At 72.9% G+C, this 18,703-nt stretch carries 16 protein-coding genes; 13 read left to right on the forward strand and 3 right to left on the reverse strand.

From position 1 onward, the window contains the following. Window positions 1–157 precede the first annotated feature (157 nt). The 9 genes from C5508_RS07500 (at window position 158) to C5508_RS07540 (ending at window position 7,659) form a co-directional block, all read left to right on the forward strand. On the forward strand, window positions 158–1,930 hold the full coding sequence (locus C5508_RS07500; RefSeq protein ID WP_232796988.1) for a chemotaxis protein CheA: 1,773 nt from the start codon (window positions 158–160) through the stop codon (window positions 1,928–1,930). 1 nt (window position 1,931) lies between these two features. Continuing rightward, entirely contained in the window at window positions 1,932–2,393 is a 462-nt protein-coding gene (locus C5508_RS07505) for a chemotaxis protein CheW (RefSeq protein WP_104524323.1), read from the forward strand. A gap of 222 nt (window positions 2,394–2,615) precedes the next feature. Beyond that, complete coding sequence (locus C5508_RS07510) at window positions 2,616–3,518, forward strand: hypothetical protein (RefSeq protein WP_104524324.1); 903 nt, start codon at window positions 2,616–2,618, stop codon at window positions 3,516–3,518. Window positions 3,519–3,923: 405 nt separating this feature from the next. After that, on the forward strand, window positions 3,924–5,060 hold the full coding sequence (locus C5508_RS07515; RefSeq protein WP_104524325.1) for a protein-glutamate methylesterase/protein-glutamine glutaminase: 1,137 nt from the start codon (window positions 3,924–3,926) through the stop codon (window positions 5,058–5,060). Then, window positions 5,057–5,881, forward strand: a complete 825-nt coding sequence (locus C5508_RS07520) for a CheR family methyltransferase (RefSeq protein WP_104524326.1) — start codon at window positions 5,057–5,059, stop codon at window positions 5,879–5,881. Before C5508_RS07515 ends, C5508_RS07520 begins: the two co-directional genes overlap by 4 nt. 1 nt (window position 5,882) lies before the next feature. Continuing rightward, window positions 5,883–6,266, forward strand: a complete 384-nt coding sequence (locus tag C5508_RS07525) for a response regulator (protein ID WP_104524327.1) — start codon at window positions 5,883–5,885, stop codon at window positions 6,264–6,266. After that, on the forward strand, window positions 6,263–6,781 hold the full coding sequence (locus tag C5508_RS07530; protein WP_104524328.1) for a chemotaxis protein CheX: 519 nt from the start codon (window positions 6,263–6,265) through the stop codon (window positions 6,779–6,781). The genes C5508_RS07525 and C5508_RS07530 overlap by 4 nt, the downstream gene beginning before the upstream one ends. A 27-nt stretch (window positions 6,782–6,808) precedes the next feature. Then, complete coding sequence (locus C5508_RS07535; protein WP_104524329.1) at window positions 6,809–7,171, forward strand: response regulator; 363 nt, start codon at window positions 6,809–6,811, stop codon at window positions 7,169–7,171. Beyond that, the gene (locus C5508_RS07540; RefSeq protein ID WP_104524330.1) at window positions 7,168–7,659 is read left to right on the forward strand and encodes a hypothetical protein; all 492 of its coding nucleotides are present in this window, start codon (window positions 7,168–7,170) and stop codon (window positions 7,657–7,659) included. Before C5508_RS07535 ends, C5508_RS07540 begins: the two co-directional genes overlap by 4 nt. Before the next feature lie 128 nt (window positions 7,660–7,787). Here C5508_RS07540 and C5508_RS07545 read toward each other — a convergent pair whose 3' ends face one another. Then, complete coding sequence (locus tag C5508_RS07545; protein WP_104524331.1) at window positions 7,788–8,246, reverse strand: ATP-binding protein; 459 nt, start codon at window positions 8,244–8,246, stop codon at window positions 7,788–7,790. A 215-nt stretch (window positions 8,247–8,461) separates the two neighbouring features. Here C5508_RS07545 and C5508_RS07550 point away from each other — a divergent pair, with 215 nt between their 5' ends. Next, window positions 8,462–10,225: a SpoIIE family protein phosphatase gene (locus C5508_RS07550; protein WP_104524332.1), complete on the forward strand. Its 1,764-nt coding sequence runs from the start codon at window positions 8,462–8,464 to the stop codon at window positions 10,223–10,225. A gap of 25 nt (window positions 10,226–10,250) precedes the next feature. On the opposite strand, the gene C5508_RS07555 is transcribed toward C5508_RS07550, so the two are convergent. After that, window positions 10,251–11,000 carry a ZIP family metal transporter gene (locus C5508_RS07555; RefSeq protein ID WP_104524333.1) on the reverse strand — a complete coding sequence of 250 codons (750 nt, stop codon included), beginning with the start codon at window positions 10,998–11,000 and terminating at the stop codon, window positions 10,251–10,253. Window positions 11,001–11,265: 265 nt separating this feature from the next. On the opposite strand from C5508_RS07555, the gene C5508_RS07560 reads away from it, so the two are divergent. Then, entirely contained in the window at window positions 11,266–11,607 is a 342-nt protein-coding gene (locus tag C5508_RS07560; RefSeq protein ID WP_104524334.1) for a hypothetical protein, read from the forward strand. A 77-nt stretch (window positions 11,608–11,684) separates the two neighbouring features. On the opposite strand, the gene C5508_RS07565 is transcribed toward C5508_RS07560, so the two are convergent. Next, on the reverse strand, window positions 11,685–12,890 hold the full coding sequence (locus tag C5508_RS07565; protein WP_104524359.1) for an ATP-binding protein: 1,206 nt from the start codon (window positions 12,888–12,890) through the stop codon (window positions 11,685–11,687). Window positions 12,891–13,140: 250 nt separating this feature from the next. Between C5508_RS07565 and C5508_RS07570 the strand changes: the two genes are divergently transcribed. Further along, window positions 13,141–13,512 (forward strand): phage holin family protein, encoded by a 372-nt coding sequence (locus C5508_RS07570; protein WP_104524335.1) that lies wholly within the window; start codon window positions 13,141–13,143, stop codon window positions 13,510–13,512. Between the two features lie 71 nt (window positions 13,513–13,583). Further along, complete coding sequence (locus C5508_RS07575; protein ID WP_104524336.1) at window positions 13,584–18,578, forward strand: NAD-glutamate dehydrogenase; 4,995 nt, start codon at window positions 13,584–13,586, stop codon at window positions 18,576–18,578. The last annotated feature ends 125 nt before the right edge of the window (window positions 18,579–18,703 follow it).

Genomic DNA, 18,703 nt, shown 5'->3' on the forward strand with positions numbered 1-18,703 from the left:
GAACACACCAATAAGTGCTGTCCACTGTTATTGGTGTTGGAGTGGTACTATCTTCGTGTTCTGTTGCATTTTGTGTCAGTGGTTGTTACGTTAGTTTTTGTTTCAATTATACGACAACCACCGAGGTATACACTATCCTCTACGTCGGCACAGTCACATGTGTATAAGACGCAGCGACCACCCCGAGGCGGAGGTCGTGCACCCCGACGCCGCCGGTGGCCAGGGCCGCCGCGCCGTCGCCGACAGCACGATCCGCGTGGACGTGGACCTGCTCGACGAGCTGATGCTGCTCGTCGGTGAGCTGGTCCTCACCCGCAATCAGATCGTCCAGTACGTCGGCCGCTCGAACGACACCGATCTGCTGCGCGCCTCCCAGCGGCTGAACCTCATCGCCAGCGAGCTGCAGGAGGGCGTCATGAAGACGCGCATGCAGCCCATCGACCACATCTGGTCCAAGCTGCCCCGCGTCGTCCGCGACCTCGGCCTCCAGCTCGAGAAGGCGATCCGGCTGGACATGGAGGGCCGGGAGACCGAGCTCGACAAGACCCTGCTCGAGGCCGTCAAGGACCCGTTGACCCACCTCGTCCGCAACTCGGTCGACCACGGCATCGAGGCCCCGGAGGACCGCAAGCGAGCCGGTAAGCCGGCCGAGGGCGTCCTCACCCTCCGCGCCCGGCACGAGAGCGGCCAGGTCGTGGTCGAGGTCGCCGACGACGGCGCCGGCATCGACCCGGTCAAGCTCGGTGCCAAGGCCGTGCAGCGCGGCCTGCTCACCCAGGACGCGCTGGCCCGGATGAGCCCGGCCGACATCCTGCAGCTGATCTTCCTCCCCGGGTTCTCCACGGCCGCCGCGGTCACGAACGTCTCCGGCCGCGGTGTCGGCATGGACGTCGTGAAGACCAACATCGAGTCCATCGGCGGCACCATCGAGGTCGAGTCCGACCCGGGCGTGGGCACCGTCTGCCGGCTGCGCATCCCGCTGACGCTGGCGATCGTCCCGGCGCTCACCGTCGAGTGCGCGACCGACCGCTACGCCATCCCGCAGATCAGCCTGCAGGAGCTGGTCAGCTTGGACGCCGAGAAGGCCGCCAACGCCGTCGAGGAGGTCGGCGGTGCGCAGGTCTACCGCCTCCGCGGCGAGCTGCTGCCCCTCGTGCGCCTCACCGACGTCCTGGGTCTCACCTCCGAGCGGCACGACGGCCACGTGGTCATCGCCGTGCTGCGCTCCGAAGGCCGGCGTTTCGGGCTCGTGGTCGACCGCGTCATCAACACCGAGGAGATCGTCGTCAAGGCGGTCGGTGGCCAGCTCAAGGCGATCGGCCTCTACTCCGGCGCCACGGTGCTCGGTGACGGCACGGTCGCTCTCATCCTCGACGTGCAGGCCCTCGCCCGGCGCGCCCTGCGCACCGAGAGCCTGGACCGCCAGGAGTCCCGCGCATCGGTCAGCGAGGCCGCCGCGGCCGAGACCGAGCGCCAGCGTATGCTGCTGGCCTCCATCGGCGGCGGACGTCGCGTGGCCATCCCGCTCGACACGGTCACCCGCCTCGAGCAGGTGCGCACGGACTCGGTCGAGAAGGTCGGCAACCGGGAGGTCGTGCAGTACCGCGGCGCGATCCTGCCGATCGTCCGCCTCGACCGGCACCTGGGCGCCTACGGCGAGACCGACCACGAGGTCCTCGAGGTCATCGTCTACGCCGACCACGGCCGCAGCGTCGCCATCGTCGTCGAGGAGATCCTCGACATCGTCGACGGCGAGGCCGCCGTCCGCAGCGACATCGACGACATGGGCCTGCTCGGCTCGGCCGTCCTCGGCGACCGGGTGACGGAGCTGCTCGACGTCCGTGCCGCCATCCTCGCCGCCGACCCGGCGTTCTACTCGCACCCTTCCTCGACGCCGGCCGGCGTCTCCGACTCCCTGCTGGAGGTCTGACATGACCGCGCCCGCCCGCACCGCCACGAGCACAGCCCCCGCCACCAGCGGGCAGCTGGCCACCTTCCGGCTCGACGGCGACCTGTACGGCGTGGAGGTGGAGCACGTGCAAGAGGTGCTCCGCAGCCAGCAGCTGACCCGGGTGCCCCTGGCTCCGACCGCCGTCGCCGGGCTGATCAACCTGCGCGGCCAGGTCGTCACCGCGATCGAGCTGCGGGAGCGGCTCGGCCGGCCGCCGCGCCCCGAGGGCACCGACGCCGTCGTCATCGTCGTCCGGCTGCACGGGGAGGCGGTCAGCCTGCTGGTCGACTCCATCGCCGACGTCGTCGACGTGGACGCCGGCGACTTCGAGTCCCCGCCGGACACCCTGGAGGGCCAGGCGCGGGACCTGATCCGCGGCGCCTACAAGCTCGACGGGCACCTGCTGCTCGCGCTCGACGTCCAGAAGGCCGTCAGCGCCTGAAAGGACCCCCCTGCCCCCCACCGCTCGCAGGCTCGCGGTGGGTCCCTGCAAGGGGGCCGGAGCTTGGTCACCTTCCGTGATCGATCAGTAGCACAGCTCACCCGAACACGCGGCCGTCACGCCCTCGCTCTCCTGCGAAGGGGTGACGGCCGCGTGGCTTTTCCGTAGCCGGGGCACCAGCATGGGACGACCGCACGGTCCCGGATAGCTGGAGGCGCCGCCATGCCCTACTCGCTGGTCAGTGCCGCCACGCTCGGGTTCGACCTGGTCCGGCTGCCGGCCGGGCGCGCCGTCGCCGAGGTGCTGCTCACCGGCCTGGGAGCCGACGAGTCCGCCCTCGACCGGCTCGCCACCGTCCACCCGGCGCGCGGCCTGGACGCGGAGCGGCGCGGGGTGCGGGCCGTCCGCGGGCGCCGCGCCCGCGAGATGGCGGCCGGCGTGCCGCATCTGCGCTCGGCCGCCGATGCGGGCCGGGGCGCGGGGGACCGGACCGCCCTCCTCGTCGCCCAGCTGGAGCAGGGCACCATCGGTGACGCCCCCACGCTGGAGCGCCTCCTGCGCGAGGACGTCCTGGGCTCCGAGCACCCGCGGCGCTCCGACGTCGACGTCGACGTCTGGGACGAGGCCACCGAGGTCCTGGCGGACGCGGCCGTCGGCTTCTGGGCCGCCGGAGTGCTGCCGCCCCTCGTGCGGCGCGACCTGACCGCCGCCTTCGACCGCGCGCAGGACGCCGGCCCGCTGGCCACCCCCGCCGGCTGGCAGCTGGGCCCGGCCGAGGCCGACCTCATGACCTTCCTCGACGCGGTGCGCGGCCTCGACGACGCCGGACGCACCCGCTGGCGGCTGGCCGTCGACGAGGGGCGCGCCACGCAGCGGCCCTGGGCGACCGCCATGCACGAGGCATCCTGGGCCGCCCACGTCTCCGGGCGCACCCGGGCGCTCGCCGCCGCCCAGCTGCTCGCCGTCCAGGCCTTCCTCGACGGTGGCTTCGACCTGCGTGACGGCGCGGCCGGCGTCTGGAACGCCGTCGCCGGGTGCGTGCAGGCGGCCGTCATGGCCGACCTCCTCGGCGAGGAGTCAGCCGCGGTGCTGGTCGCCCCGCGGGAGTGGGCCCTGCCGGAGTGAGCGAACCGCTGACGTGATCCACCGCTGACCGGCCCCCGGGGACTTCCCGGGGGCCGTCGGCATTTCCGCAGCCATTTGTCGATCATCGGCGGGCGGTCGTCGAATCGGCGAAAGTCGACAATTATCGACGTCGAAAAGATTGCGTCAGACATTTCGCGTGTCGGCTGAAATCCGCCCTTGCGCCGCCGACAATCTCAGGACACCAGCAGCTCGCTCCCGCATCGTCGCGGTCGTGCGGGCCGGGCCATCCGGAGCGCGCTCTGTCGCGTCCTCCCCTCTCGCCCTCCCGCTCACGCGGGCTCGGGACGAAGGCGGAATCGGACGGGGTCGCGCTCAAGCCGGGCGTGCGGGTGCCGATAGAGAGAACGAGCCTGCCCGTCATCGGGGGCAGGGCCAGGAGGACGTGTGAATCCGATCAGGGTGATGGTGGTCGACGACTCGGTCGTCGTCCGCAAGATCGTCACCGATGTGCTCTCCGAGGACCCCGGGATCGAGGTCGTCGGCACCGCCGTCAACGGCAAGGTGGCCGTCGCCAAGCTCGAGCAGCTCAAGCCGGACCTCATCACGATGGACATCGAGATGCCCGAGATGAACGGGATCGAGGCGGTGCGCGCGATCCGAGGCGGTGCCGGGGGTGGTGTGGCGGGACGAGGACTCGGCCGCATCCCGATCATCATGTTCAGCACGCTGACCGAGCGTGGCGCCACCGCGACCCTGGATGCACTCTCCGCCGGTGCCGACGACTACGTCACCAAGCCGGCCAACGTCGGCAGCGTCGCGCAGTCGATGGAGAGCGTGCGCCAGCAGCTGATCCCGAAGATCAAGGGCCTGCTGGGCCGGCCGGTCACGCCCGTCCGCGGTGCGACTCCGCCGCCCCCGCCGCCGAGGCCCGCGGCGCCGCGCACCGGCCCGGGGAAGAAGGCCGCGGTCCTGGTGATCGGCTCCTCCACCGGAGGGCCCGAGGCCCTCACCCGGGTGATCCCGGCGCTGCCGGGCAACCTGCCCGTGCCCGTCCTGCTGGCCCAGCACATGCCGCCCGTCTTCACCCGCCAGTTCGCCCAGCGCCTCGACCGGCTGAGCCCCCTGCGGGTGGTCGAGGCCGTCGACGGCACCCCGCTGATGCCGGGCACGGTGCACCTCGCCCCCGGCGACCACCACCTGGTCGTGCGCGCCAACGCCCGTGCCGCGTTCACGACGTCGCTCAACCAGAACCCGCCGGAGAACTTCTGCCGGCCCGCGGTCGACCCGCTGTTCCGCTCCGCCGTGGCCGCCTACGACGGCGCAGTCCTCGGCGTCGTGCTCACCGGCATGGGTGCCGACGGCCGCAACGGGTGCGGCGAGATCCGCAACGCCGGCGGGACCGTCGTCGTCCAGGACCAGGCGACCTCTGTCGTGTGGGGGATGCCGGGCGCCGTGGCGCAGGCCGGCTACGCCGACGAGGTCCTGGCGCTCGACCGGATCGCCGAGACCATCCAGAGACACCTCGCCGGCGCCGTGCCCCTCAACTCCGCAACAACCATGGCCGTGGGAGGTCGTCGATGAGCCTGACCGCGACCAGTTTCGACTGGGTCCGTGAACTCGTCCGCAAGGAGAGCGCGATCGTTCTCCAACCGGGCAAGGAGTACCTGGTGGAGGCCCGCCTCCTGCCGATCGCCCGGCAGATGGGTCTGCCCGACGTCACCAAGCTGGTGGAGACCGTGCGCGTGCGCCCGGACGCCGAGAACACGCGGCGGATCGTCGAGGCCCTCACCACCAACGAGACGTCCTGGTTCCGGGACGGTGACCCGTTCACCGCCCTCACCTCGACGGTGGTGCCGGCGCTGCTGGCGGCCCGTGGGGCGAACGAGCGCCTGCAGATCTGGTCGGCGGCGAGCTCCAGCGGCCAGGAGCCGTACACCATCGCGATGCTGCTCGACGACGCGCTGCCCAATGCGGCATCCCGTGTCTCGATCACCGCGACCGACCTCTCCCGGGAGATGGTGCAGCGCACCAAGGCCGGGAGGTTCAGCCAGCTCGAGGTCAACCGGGGCCTGCCCGCACCCATGCTCGTCCGGCACTTCCAGCGGGCCGGCACGGAGTGGGAGGTCTCGCCCACCCTGCGGCGGATGGTCACCGCCAGCGAGTGCAACCTGGCTGCGCCGCTGCCGCGGATGGGCCCGTTCGACGTGGTCTACCTGCGCAACGTGCTCATCTACTTCGACCTGCCGACCAAGCAGTTGATCCTCCGCCGCGTGCGGGACCTCATGCGACCCGACGGCTGGCTCTTCCTCGGCGCCGCCGAGACCACCCTCGGCGTCGACGACTCCTGGGAGCGGGTCGTCATCGGCCGCAGCTCCGCCTACCGCCCACTGAAGGGGGCCTGACATGCGTGCCTTGGTGATCGACGACTCGCGCGCCATGCGCCGGATCGTCACCGGCATCCTCACCAATCTCGGCTACGAGGTCCGCGACGCGGGCCACGGCCGTGAGGGGCTGGACGTCCTGGACGAGGGCTGGGTCCCCGACCTGGCCACGATCGACTGGAACATGCCGGTGATGGACGGGCTGCAGTTCGTCTCCGCCGTCCGTTCCAACCCCGCCTGGCGCCGGATGACGATGATGATGGTGACCTCGGAGAGCGAGCACACCCAGATCGTCCGCGCGCTGGCCGCCGGTGCGCACGAGTACATGATCAAGCCGTTCACCGCCGACGCGTTCCGCGACAAGCTCGCGCTGCTCGGCCTGCTCCCGCAGGAGGTCGCACTGTGACCGCGACGCCCGACACCGGACAGCGCCGCCGCACGAGCGACAGCCGACCGGTCATCACCGACCTGATCGACGAGGACACGATCCTGGCCGTCGCCGGCGACGCGTGGATCTCCCTGGTCGGCGAGGACGAGGTCCTCGTGCCGATCCCCGGCGACCTGCCCTTCGACGTCGTCTCCAGCTGGGTCGACGTCGTCGGTCCCTGGACCGGCAGCGTCGTCCTGACCACCGGTCGGGCCACCGCCGAGGCGCTCTCCCGGGCGCTACTGCGGGAGTCCGCTCCCGAGGTCCTCGAGGACGAGGACGTCGAGGACGCCTTCGGCGAGATCGCCAACGTCGTCGGCGGCAGCATCAAGGCGGCCCTCCCCGGGCCGTCCGCCTTGAGCCTGCCGCAGGTCGGCCACGCCCCGCTGGTGCGCAACCCGGCGGATGTCTGCCGCGTCGAGGTCCTCTGGCGCGGCGAGCCGCTCACCCTCTCCGTGCAGGGCGCGCTCCCGCCGCTGCCGGTTTCCCACTGACCCACTGACCGAGAACGAGGTGCCACTGTGAAGATCCTGATCGCCGACGACAGCCGCGTGATGCGGCAGATCGTCATCCGCACCCTGCGTCAGGCCGGGTACGACGACCACGACATCGTCGAGGCCGAGGACGGCGCCGACGCGCTGGCCAAGGCCGGCTCCGAGAGCCCGGACCTGATCCTGTCCGACTGGAACATGCCGAACATGAGCGGCATCGAGTGCCTCCAGGCGCTGCGCGCCCAGGGCTCGAGCGTGCCGTTCGGCTTCGTGACCTCGGAGGGCTCCGCGGAGATGCGGGAGAAGGCCGCCAACGCCGGCGCGCTGTTCCTCATCGCCAAGCCCTTCACCGCCGACACCTTCAACGAGCACCTGGACGGGGTGATCGCATGACCGCCTCCACCGGGGTGCAGATCCCCGCTTCCAAGGACATCCGCGACATGCTGACCGGCCTGGTCGGCAAGCCGGTCTCCGTCGCCCCCGGCGCGCCGGTCACCCCGACGCCGGAACGGCCGGTCTCCGTGGCCGTCTACGTCGACCCGCAGATGAACGTCAACGCCCTGTGCCTGATGGACCTTGGCGCGTCGGCCTACACCGGCTCCGCCCTGGCCCTGCTGCCCCCCGGCGGCGCGCAGGACGCGGTCGAGGAGGACGGCGAGCTGACCGGCATGCAGGTCGAGGCGCTGTACGAGGTGGTGAACGTGCTCTCCGCGCTGTTCAACACCCCGGGTGCCCCGCACTCCAAGCTGCACAAGCTCTACGCCCCCGGCGAGGAAGTGCCCGGCGATCTGGCCGGCATGCTCTCGGCGTTCAACCGGATCGACCTCGCCATCGAGGTGCCCACGTACGGCAAGGGAGCGCTCTCCTTCGTCGTCCCCTGAGAAAGGACCACCCTTCCCCCCACGCCTCGCACGCTCGGCGCGGGCCCCTGAACGGTGGCCGAACCCACGCCACGACCCCCGTCGCACGCCGCGACGGGGGTCGTGGCGTGTTGCACGTGGAACAGCCCTCAGGCGAGCGCGGCCCGGGACTCGTCGGCCTCGGTGGGCAGGCAGGCCCAGACGTGCTTGCACTCCTCGTCCACGTACCAGCCGTGGGCGACCGACAGGCGGGCGACGAGCTGCAGGCCCATGCCGCCCTGGGCCGGGTCGCGGTCGACGGTCGGCGCGGGCATCGAGCCCGGCGCCCGGTCGCTGACGTCGAGCAGCCAGCCCCCGCTGCCGGCCACCACGGTGGCGACGACGGGACGTTCGCCGTGCCGCAGCGCGTTGGAGGCCAGCTCGTCGAAGGCCAGGATGAGCTGCTCGCTGGAGGGGTCGTCCCCCTCCGGCGGGTAGCCGACGCGGCAGAGCCGTGACCGCAGGGCGGCCCGCGCGGCGGGCAGCTCGGCCAGACCGTGCAGCCGCCAGCGCCACATCTCCCCACGGCCGTCGGGCAGAGGGCGCACCGGCCATGCGAGTCGCACCATGCCTCCCCCTCGGCTCAGACGTCGACGCACCTCGTGGTGCCCCGTCCCGAGGCGTGTCAACCCCCCACTCGGGCGCGAAGGGCTCCACATGTGTCGAGAGTCACCACGTCCCCCGGTGGGGTCGGTCGTGAGTCGCGCATTGCTTTCCGGTGTCCGACCAGCCACGCTTGCTCCTCTGCTGCCGTCAGCGCGGCCGATGGGCTGGGGCTGAGGGCATGCGGCGGACGGACACGGCACCGTTGCGTGGTGACCTGCTGCTCGAGGCGGTCGAGGGCATGGACCGCCCGTTGTTCGTCCTCGACGACGACTGGACCTTCGTGTACGTGAACCCGGCCGGTGCGGGGGTGCTCGACCGCAGGGTCGACGAACTCGTCGGCCACGACATCTGGGTGGAGTTCCCCGAGGCGGTCGGCGGGCCGTTCGAGTCGCTGTACCGGGAGGTGCGGCGGTCGGGCCGCGCGGGCAGCACCGAGGCCTGGTTCGGGCCCCTGGAGAAGTGGTTCCGGGCGGATGCCTTCCTCACCGAGGCCGGCCTGGTGATCAGCTACGACGACGTCACCGAGCGCCGCCGGGCCGAGGACGAGCGCGTGGCCGCCGTCGCCGCCCGCGAGCGCGCGGTCGCGGAGGCAGACCGGGCGGCGCGCGCGGCCGAGGAGGCCGGCCGGCACCTCATGCTGCTGGGCGACATCAACCTGGCGATGACCTCGACGTACGACACCGACGAGGCGGTACAGCGTTTTGCCGAGCTGGTGGTCCCGCTGCTGGCCGACTGGTGCATCGTCAGCGTCATCGACCCCGACGGGACGCGCAGGGACGTCGGGCGCGCGCACCGGGACCCGGCCCTGGTGCCGGATCTGCACCGCTACGCCGACCTGCGGGTGACCACCAACCACGCGAGCGCGCCCGTGCCCCGGATGCTGCGCGACCCGCAGCCGGTCGTCTTCCCGGAACTCACCCCCGCGATCGTCGAGTCGATGGTCCCCGAGCCGGCCGCCCGCGCGGTGCTCGCCCCGCTCCGCCCGGCGGCCGCCGCGGGCTTCCCGCTGCTCGCGCGCGGCGAGCTCATTGGCGGTTTCACGCTGATCAACGGCCCGGAGCGGGGGGCGCACGCGCCGACCGAGCTCCGGACTGCGGAGATCGCCTCACGCCGGGCTGCTCTCGCGCTGGACAACGCCCGGCTGTCCTCGCTCAACCAGCAGGTCGCCGAGCGGTTGCAGCTGAGCCTGCTGTCCCCGCCGGTGCAGCCGGACAACCTCGAGCTGGCGGTCCGCTACCGCCCGGCGACCCAGGGCGTCTCGATCGGTGGTGACTGGTACGACGCCTTCCTGCAGCCCGACGGGCACACCGTGCTGGTGATCGGCGACGTGATGGGGCACGACATCGAGGCCGCCGCGGCGATGGGGCAGATCAAGACCCTGGTCCGCGGTATCGCCTACGACCGCCTGGAGGACCCGGCGGGTCTGCTGAGCCGGGTCGACCACGCGCTCGTCGGGCTCGCGGTGCCGGCCATGGCGACGGCGCTGGTGTGCCGGGTGGAGCAGGACGCGGCCGACCGTGCCGCCGGCGTCCGCCGCCTGCTGTGGGCCTCGGCCGGGCATCCCGACCCGATGCTCCTGCTGCCCGACGGGCGGGTCGAGGACCTGGCCGTGCCCGTCGGACCCCCGCTGGGCATCGGCTGGCCCGGCGACCGCTCCGACGGCGACGCCGTGGTCCCCGACGGCAGCACGCTGCTGCTGTTCACCGACGGCCTGTTCGAACGGCGCGGGCTGCCGCTGGACGACGGGCGCGCCCAGGTCCGTGCGCTGCTGGAGTCCTCGGCCGACCTGTCCCTCACGGACCTGTGTGACCGGCTGCTGGCCGAGATGCTGGGCGAGGGCGTCGAGGACGACGTCGCCGTCCTGGCGGTCCGCGCGCACCCGGTGGACGGGAACCGCCCCGCCGAGGCGGGCCCGGAGCTGCTTCCGCCGTCGGTGGGCTGAGGCCCGCTCCGCGGCGGGCCGGCGCTCACACCCGTTCGAGGGCGAAGGCGACCAGGAACCCCAGACTGGTGATGACACCGGTCCAGACGCGGGTGTGCTCGAACGCCTCCGGGATCATGGTGTCGGCGATCATGGTCAGGATGGCGCCCGCGGCCACGGCGGTGATCAGCGCGACGACCTCGGTCGGCGCCCCGCCCAGCGCCAGGAAACCGACCAGCGCCGAGAGGCCGCTGGCCAGCGCGATGCCGCCCCAGACGCCGAAGACGTAGGCCGCCGACCGGCCGTTGCGCTTCATCCCGGCCGCGGAGGACAGCCCCTCGGGGACGTTCGAGATGACCACCGCGGCGAGCACCGGAGCGCTCACGGAGCCGCCGCCGAGCAGGCCGAGGCCGAGCACCACCGATTCGGGCACTCCGTCGAGCAGCGCACCGGTGGCGATGGCCGCACCGCTGCCGGAGTGCTCGTCCTCCGAGGGCTGCTGCTCGCCCGAGCGCTTGCGGTGCCGCCCGCCCCGCCGGGCGAGGGCGATGTTGGCGCCGAGGTAGGCGAGCGCGCCGCCGGCGAACCCGATCGCGGCCGGGACCAGTCCGCCGGTGTCGGCCGCCTCGGCCATGAGGTCGAAGGCAACGGCGGAGACCAGCACGCCCGACCCGAACGCCATGACGGCGGCGATGACGCCCGGCGGGACCCGCACGAACCAGGCGACGAGCGCGCCCAGCACCAGTGCGCCGCCCCCCAGCAGGCCCCACAGCCCTGCTTCCACCCAGGTCGGCACTGGCACCTCCGTCGTCCCGCGCACCATGAGGCGGCCATCGGGTCCTGCCCGACCGAGAAGAGTGCCAACCGCACGGGGCTGCCGCTCACCGGGAGTCAGCCATCTGCCCCTTCGGGATGAAATCCGCTCCCCGAACGCGGGACACCGCAGTCCTGGCGCTGACTCTGCGTCATGTCCCCCGGCATCCTCGATCGCGAACCACCTGCGCCGAGCGTCGTCGATGACGGGGGACGGCGGGCGCGCGACCAGAGATGAGGACCATCAGATGAGCAACACCGGACGTTCCTTCGCCCGCACGGGCGTCATGATCGCAGTGGCGGCGAGCGCCCTGCTGACCACCGCGCTGCCGGCCTCCGCGGCCCCGGCCGACAAGGTGACGATCTGCCACGCCACGGGCTCGGCCACGAACCCGTACGTGGTCATCACGCCGTCGGCCGCGGGCGTCTACAACGGCCACTACCTCCAGCACGACGACCTCGGCCAGGGCGACATCATCCCGGAGTTCACCTACAAGGGCGTCACCTACGCCGCGAAGAACGGCGGGCAGGCCGCGATCGACAACGGCTGCGTGGCGCCGTCCTACGTGGACGACGACCCCACCTCCTGATAGGGGCGCGCGCCCATGGCGCGCCACCGACGCACTCGGCGGGAGCGGATTCGCTCCCGCCGAGTGCGTTCGTCGTCTCAGTCCGGGTGGCGCAGCAGGTAGCGGCCGAAGTGGGGCACGGTGAACGCGATCTGGCCGCGCTCGGCGGAGTAGACCAGGCCCTTCTTGATCAGCGAGTCGCGGGCGGGGGAGAGCGACGCCGGCTTGCGGCCCAGCGACACCGCCACCTCGGAGGTGGCGACGGCCGCGCCACCGGGCCCGCCGAGCTCGGCCATCGCGTGCATGTACTCGCGCTCGGCCGGCGTCGCCCGGTCGTAGCGGGAGCCGAAGAAGCCGACGGCGAGCTCCGTCTCGGCCACCGGCGCGGCCATCGCCACGTCGGCGGCGGTGATGGGGGAGGAGGCGGCGAGGTCCCAGGTGACCTTGCCGTAGGCCTGCACGAAGTAGGGATAGCCGTCGGCGGCGTCGTAGAGCGCGTCGAGCGCCTCCTGCTCGAACTCCACGCCCTCCCGCTCGGCGGGTGCGATCAGCGCGCGGTCGGCGGCCTCGCGCTCGAGCCGGTCGATGCGGAGGTAGCGGAAGAGCCGCTCGGAGTAGCTCTTCGAGGCGCTGAGGACGGCCGGCAGGTGGGGGAGCCCGGCACCGACGACGATCAGCGGGGCGCCCTGCTGGGAGAGCTCGTGGCAGGCCGCGCAGACGGCGGAGACGTCGTCGGGCTGGATGTCCTGCATCTCGTCGATGAACAGGGCGATCCCGCTGCCGATGTCGGCGGCCACCCCGGCGGCGTCGCTCAGCAGCTCGACCAGGTCGATCTCCATGTCGCCGGAGTCCGCGCGCCCGCTGGCGGCGGGCACGTCGATGCCGGGCTGCCAGCGGTCCCGGACCTTCGCGACCGTGCCTCCATCCCCGCCCGCCCCCCGCAGCGCGAAGGCCTTGACCACGCCGAGGACCTCGGCCACCGATTCCTGGTCGCCGTGCCGGGGGCCCAGTTCTCGCAGCGCCATGTGCAGCGCCGAGCTCACCGGGCGGCGCAGGGACTGGTCCGGGCGGGCCTCGATCTTGCCGGTGCCCCACCCCCGCGAGATGGCCGCGGATCGCAGCTGGTTGAGCAGCACCGTCTTGCCCACCCCGCGCAGCCCGGTGAGCACCAGCGACCGCTCCGGACGCCCGTGCGCGATCCGTTCCAGGACGACGTCGAAAGCCGAGAGCTCGCTGTCCCGGCCGGCCAGCTCGGGGGGCCGCTGACCAGCGCCGGGGGCGTACGGGTTCCGCACGGGGTCCATGTCGACCACCGTATGGGGTTGTCTAGCCGTCGCCGTAGAGATCGATAGAACGGACCGGCGCGTGTCGCCGCAGAGGGTCGACCGGACGCGGAGCCGTGATGCGGCCAGAGGCTCGGCGCGCCCGGTCGAGCCGGGCGGCCCGCGCCGAACGGCGTCGAGTGCTGTCTGGGCACGTCTAGAACTTGCGCTAGAAAGAGTCAGACGGCGTGAGATCCCGCAGCGAGAGGGGAGGCCCCGCTAGCGTCGCCCCATGATCAGGTTCCTGCTCAAGGTCGTCCTGCTCGGAGCGGTCTTCTTCGTCCTCACCAGGTACGACGTGCTGCCGGGGCTCGACGTCGTCGAGAACCCGGACGGGCCGCTCGGCGTATACGGCACCTACCTCTGGATCGCGCTCATCTTCGGCATCGTGAACGCGGTCGTCGGGCCCCTCCTGCGACTGCTCTCCCTGCCGTTCGTGGTTCTCACGCTGGGGCTGTTCCTGCTGGTGATCAACGCGGCGCTGCTCGGCCTGACCGCGGCGCTCACGACCCGACTGGAGATCGACGGCATCGGCACCGCGATCCTCGGTGGCCTGATCCTCGCGGTGGCCGGCTGGGTGGCCGACCAGCTGCTCGACCGCTGATCCCGGCCCGGGCCGGGCGGCTCGCCGCCTCGCCGTGACGGACGTCTCAGCGGGCAGTAGCGTGGCCTCTCATGGCCAGTGACACCGGTGTGTTTCCGGCGACCCCGGAGCGCGACCGGCACGGCGGATCCGCGGGCAGCTCCCTGACCGAGCTGGCCGCCCTGGAGGCCGCCCGCGACGAGAAGCGGCGACTGCTCGACCGGGCGGCGGAGGTCGCCGCCGCCGGACTGGACCCGGCGGGGGCGCTGCCGGCCGGGTGCCGAACCGAGGACCTGCCCGCCTTCCTGCGGCGCTACTACTGGAGCGAGCCGGCCCAGGAGGTCGTGAGGCACCCGCCCGAACACCTGGCCGCCCTGGCGCTCGGCCACCTCGCCCTGGCCGAGGTCCGGCCCCCCGGTGCCGCGACCGTCGACGTGCACCACGCCGGGGAGCGCGCCCGCGCCGTGGTCCGGCTGGTCACCGACGACATGCCGCATCTGGTCGACTCGGTCACCGCGGAGGTGGTCCGCCAGGGCTTCGCGCTGGAGCACATCGTGCACCCGGTGCTCGTGCTCCGGCGCGACCTGCGCGGCCGGATCACCGCTTTCTGCGACAGCGCCGATGCCTCGGCCTGCGGTGTCGACGCGGTCGCCGAGTCGTGGATGGCCGTCGTCCTGGACGGGCCGCTGGACGACGAGGCGGCCGAGGACCTCGTGGCCGGGCTGCGCACCGTGCTCGACGACGTCCGGGCCGTCTGCGAGGACACCGTCCGGCTGCGCGAGCGGGTGCGTGAACTCGCTGCCCGGCTCGACCAGATGTCGCCCGCGCCGTCCGGGGCCACCGACCCCTCCGACGACCCGGCGGAGGCCGCGGCGCTGCTGCGCTGGCTGGCCGACGGGAACTTCCTGCTGCTCGGCGCCCGGGAGGTGGAGCTGTCCGGGGACCCGAAGGCCGGGGTCCGCGCGGTTCCCGGCACGGGCCTGGGCGTGCTGCGCAGCGACACCGACATGACCGGCGGGGGCGCCACCCCGGAGGCCGTCCAGGCCCCCTCGGGCCACCTGGTCAGCGTCACCAAGGCCGACAGCCGCGCCTCCGTGCACCGGCGGGCCTGGCTGGACCTGGTCGCCGTCACCGCTCCGGCCGACCCCTCGGGCATCCGGCGGCAGTACCGCTTCGTCGGGCTGTTCCCGTCGGTCGCCTACTCCAGCAGCGTGCTGGACGTGCCGCTCGTGCGGCGCCGCGTCGCCGAGGTGATCGCCCGCTCCGGCGTGCCGGCCGACAGCCACACCGGCAAGGAGTTGCTCGACGTCCTGGAGACCTATCCCCGCGACGAGCTGATGCAGGTCGGCGCGGACGAGCTCCTGCCGGTGGCGATGGGCGTCCTGCACCTGCAGGAGCGCCGCCAGACCCGGCTGTTCCTGCGCCAGGACCCGACCGGCCGGTTCTGGTCGGCGCTGGTCTACCTCCCGCGCGACCGGTACACCACCGAGGTCCGCCTGACGATGCAGCAGCTGCTGCTCGAGCGCCTCGGCGGCAACAGCATCGAGTTCACCGCTCGCTCGACCGAGTCGGTGCTCGCCCGCCTGCACTTCGTCATCCGCTTGCCGGTCGGCCGTCGGGGCGCACCCCGCCGGGTCGCCGTCGACGTCGACGCGCTGCAGGGGGAGCTCGCCGCGGCGGCCCGTAGCTGGGGCGACGAGCTCTCCGAGGCGCTGGCCGCGCGCTACGGCGCGGACGCGGAGACGGTGTTCGCGCGGGTCGCCGACGCGTTCCCCGCCGCCTACCAGGAGGACTTCCCCGCCGAACGGGCCGTCGAGGACCTCGCACGCCTCGAGGGGCTGGAACCGGGTGGCCTGGCGCTACGGCTCTGGACCCCGGCCGGTGCCGCGCCGGGGGAGCGCCGGCTGTCGGTGTACCGGGTCGGTGAGCGGCTGCTGCTGTCGCGCATCCTGCCGATGCTGCAGAACATGGGCGTCGACGTCGTCGACGAACGGCCCTACGAGCTGGACCGGATCGGCGCTCCGCCCACCTGGATCTACGACTTCGGCGTCGCGGTCCCGCAGCTGGAGCTGCCGCTGCTGCGATCGTTGCCCGAGCGGTTCACCGAGGCCGTCGGGGCGGTCTGGCGCGGGGAGGCCGAGGACGACGGTCTCGGCGCGCTGGTCATGCTGGCCGGGCTCAACTGGCGGCAGGTCGCCGTGGTGCGGGCCTACGTGCAGTGGCTGCGCCAGGCGGGCCTGCCGTTCGGCCAGGCCTACGTCGAGCAGACCCTGGCCGCCCACCCCGGCGTCGTCGCCCGGCTGGTCGCGCTCTTCGAGACCCGGTTCTCCCCGGGACGGGTCAACGGCCGGGAGGGCCGGCAGGCCGACCTGGTGGAGGCGCTGCGCCGCTCCATCGGCGAGGTGGCCTCGCTCGACGCCGACCGGGTGCTGAGCTCGCTGCTCGCGGCGGTGACCGCCACGCAGCGGACCACGTACTACGCCATGTCCACCCCGGCCCGGCCCGCGCTGGCGCTCAAGCTGGACCCGGCCGAGGTGCCCGACCTGCCCGACCCGCGCCCGAAGCACGAGGTGTGGGTGAGCTCGCCGCGCGTCATGGGCGTGCACCTCCGGTTCGGCAAGGTCGCCCGCGGTGGGCTGCGCTGGTCCGACCGCCGCGAGGACCTGCGGACCGAGATCCTGGGCCTGGTCAAGGCGCAGATGGTGAAGAACACCGTGATCGTGCCGACCGGGGCCAAGGGCGGTTTCGTCGTCAAGCGCCCACCGGGCGAGGGCGCCTCGCGCGACGAGGTGCTCGCCGAGGCCCAGGCCTGCTACAAGCTCTTCATCGGCTCGCTGCTGGCGCTCACCGACAACCTGGGAAACGGCGAGGTGGTGCCCCCGGCCAAGGTCGTCCGGCACGACGGCGACGACTCCTACCTGGTGGTCGCCGCCGACAAGGGGACGGCGACCTTCTCCGACCTGGCCAACTCCGTGGCGCTGGAGCGCGGCTTCTGGCTCGGCGACGCCTTCGCCTCCGGCGGCTCGGTGGGCTACGACCACAAGGCCATGGGCATCACCGCCCGCGGCGCCTGGGAGTCGGTGACCCGCCACTTCCGCGAACTCGACCTGGACGTGCAGCGCCAGGACTTCACCGTCGTCGGCGTGGGCGACATGTCCGGCGACGTGTTCGGCAACGGGATGCTGCTGTCCGAGCACATCCGGCTGGTCGCCGCCTTCGACCACCGGCACGTCTTCGTCGACCCGTCGCCGGACGCGGCCGCCTCGTTCCGCGAACGGCAGCGCCTGTTCGCCCTGCCGCGGTCGAGCTGGGAGGACTACGACCCGCGGCTCATCAGCGCCGGCGGCGGGGTGTGGCCGCGCACGGCCAAGGCCATCCCCGTCTCCGAGCAGATGCGCTCGGCCCTGGGCATCGACCGCGGCGGCACGTCGATGAGCCCGATCGAGCTCATGCGGGCGATCCTCCTGGCGCCGGTGGACCTGCTGTTCAACGGCGGCATCGGCACCTACGTCAAGGCCGCCTCGGAGAGCCATCTCGAGGTCGGCGACAAGGCCAACGACGCGCTGCGCGTCGATGGCGGGCAGCTGCGCGTCCGGGTCGTCGGCGAGGGCGGCAACCTGGGGCTCACCCAGCGCGGCCGCATCGATTACGCGCTGGCCGGCGGCAAGGTCAACACCGACGCCATCGACAACTCCGCCGGTGTGGACACCTCCGACCACGAGGTGAACATCAAGATCGCGCTGAACCGGCCGGTCGCCGACGGCGCCATCGACGCCGAGGGGCGTGCGGCGCTGCTGGGCGAGATGACCGACGACGTCGCCGTCGCCGTCCTGACCGACAACCACGCGCAGAACGCGACCCTGGCCGTGGAGACCGTGTCGGCGCGCAGCCTGCTCGACTCCCACGAGCGCTTCATCCGCTCCCTGGAGCGCTCCGGCCGGCTGAACCGCGCGGTGGAGTTCCTGCCCGACGACCGCCGCCTGGCCGAGCGGCGTCGCGACGGGCAGGCGCTCACCAGCCCCGAGCTGTCGGTGCTGCTGGCCTACGCGAAGCTCCAGGCGGGTGATGCGGTGCTGCAGTCGACGCTGCCCGACGACCCGGCGCTGGAGGCGCTGCTGGTCGACTACTTCCCGGCCCCGCTGCGCGAGCGCTTCCCCGACGCGGTCACCGGTCACCCTCTGCGGCGGGAGATCATCGGGACCGTCCTGACCAACCGGGCGGTCAACATCGCCGGTGTCACCGGGCTGTTCCGGCTGGTCGAGGAGACCGGTGTGCCCCTGCCGACCGTGGTCCGGGCGCACGCCGTCGCCCGGGAGGTGTTCGGCATCGACCGGATCTGGGACGCCGTGCGTCCGCTGGACAACCGGGTCCCGGCCGCCGTGCAGGTCGAGGCCCGCACCGAGGCCACGCGGCTGGCCGAGCGGGCCACCCGCTGGTTGCTGCGCCAGCCCGACCTCACCTCCGAGGAACCGCCGCCGCTGGCCGAGGTGACCGGGCGCTTCGCCGACTCCGTCGCCGAGGTGCAGGCGGGGCTGCCCGGCTGGCTGATGGGTCGGGAGGCCGAGGCGTACGCCGCCCGCGCCGCCCGGCTCCGCGAGGCCGGTCTGCCCGATGAGCTCGCCGCCCGGGTGTCGGTGGCCCCGCTGCTGCCGGCGGCGCTCGACCTCGCCGTCGTCGCCGAGCGCACGGGTGCTCCGGTGGCGCTGGCCGGCCAGGTGATGCAGCGGCTGTCCGAACGGCTGGGGCTGGCACCGCTGCGCGACCAGGTGACCGCGCTGCCCCGGGACCGGCGCTGGCCCTCCATGGCGCGGGCCTCGCTGCGCGACGACCTGGCGATGGAGCAGTCGTCGCTGACCGAGGACGTGCTGGGCCTGCGCACGTCGGACGTCGAGTCCCCGGCGGAGCTGGTGACGCGCTGGGAGGAGGGCTGGGACACCGCCCAGCGCCGTGCCGCCGGGCAGCTCGCCGACATCACGTCCGGGGAGCGGCAGGAGCTGGCGGAGCTGCTGGTCGCCGTGCGCACGCTGCGCGGGCTGCGCAAGCGCCGCCAAGCACGCCGCATCGCCCGCCCCACCGAGGAGAAGTAGCGCGCCGGCCGGGGCGCGGTCCCGGCGCCATCGGGTTCCCGCCACCAGGGTCGGCCCACCGTCACGGCCGGCGGTCGGTGCCCGTGAGAGTCATCGAACCGTCATGTCGAGCGGGGTTGGCAGAT

The sequence above is a fragment of the Blastococcus atacamensis genome (assembly GCF_002938425.1).
Classification (GTDB): Bacteria; Actinomycetota; Actinomycetes; order Mycobacteriales; family Geodermatophilaceae; genus Blastococcus; species Blastococcus atacamensis.

What these genes read in the sequence shown, in the direction of transcription:
- C5508_RS07500 (WP_232796988.1), top strand. Translation starts at nt 158, where the DNA reads ATGTGTATAAGACGCAGCGACCACCCCGAGGCGGAGGTCGTGCACCCC.
- C5508_RS07505 (WP_104524323.1), top strand. Translation starts at nt 1,932, where the DNA reads ATGACCGCGCCCGCCCGCACCGCCACGAGCACAGCCCCCGCCACCAGC.
- C5508_RS07510 (WP_104524324.1), top strand. Translation starts at nt 2,616, where the DNA reads ATGCCCTACTCGCTGGTCAGTGCCGCCACGCTCGGGTTCGACCTGGTC.
- C5508_RS07520 (WP_104524326.1), top strand. Translation starts at nt 5,057, where the DNA reads ATGAGCCTGACCGCGACCAGTTTCGACTGGGTCCGTGAACTCGTCCGC.
- C5508_RS07525 (WP_104524327.1), top strand. Translation starts at nt 5,883, where the DNA reads ATGCGTGCCTTGGTGATCGACGACTCGCGCGCCATGCGCCGGATCGTC.
- C5508_RS07540 (WP_104524330.1), top strand. Translation starts at nt 7,168, where the DNA reads ATGACCGCCTCCACCGGGGTGCAGATCCCCGCTTCCAAGGACATCCGC.
- C5508_RS07545 (WP_104524331.1), bottom strand. Translation starts at nt 8,246, where the DNA reads ATGGTGCGACTCGCATGGCCGGTGCGCCCTCTGCCCGACGGCCGTGGG.
- C5508_RS07550 (WP_104524332.1), top strand. Translation starts at nt 8,462, where the DNA reads ATGCGGCGGACGGACACGGCACCGTTGCGTGGTGACCTGCTGCTCGAG.
- C5508_RS07560 (WP_104524334.1), top strand. Translation starts at nt 11,266, where the DNA reads ATGAGCAACACCGGACGTTCCTTCGCCCGCACGGGCGTCATGATCGCA.
- C5508_RS07565 (WP_104524359.1), bottom strand. Translation starts at nt 12,890, where the DNA reads ATGGACCCCGTGCGGAACCCGTACGCCCCCGGCGCTGGTCAGCGGCCC.
- C5508_RS07570 (WP_104524335.1), top strand. Translation starts at nt 13,141, where the DNA reads ATGATCAGGTTCCTGCTCAAGGTCGTCCTGCTCGGAGCGGTCTTCTTC.
- C5508_RS07575 (WP_104524336.1), top strand. Translation starts at nt 13,584, where the DNA reads ATGGCCAGTGACACCGGTGTGTTTCCGGCGACCCCGGAGCGCGACCGG.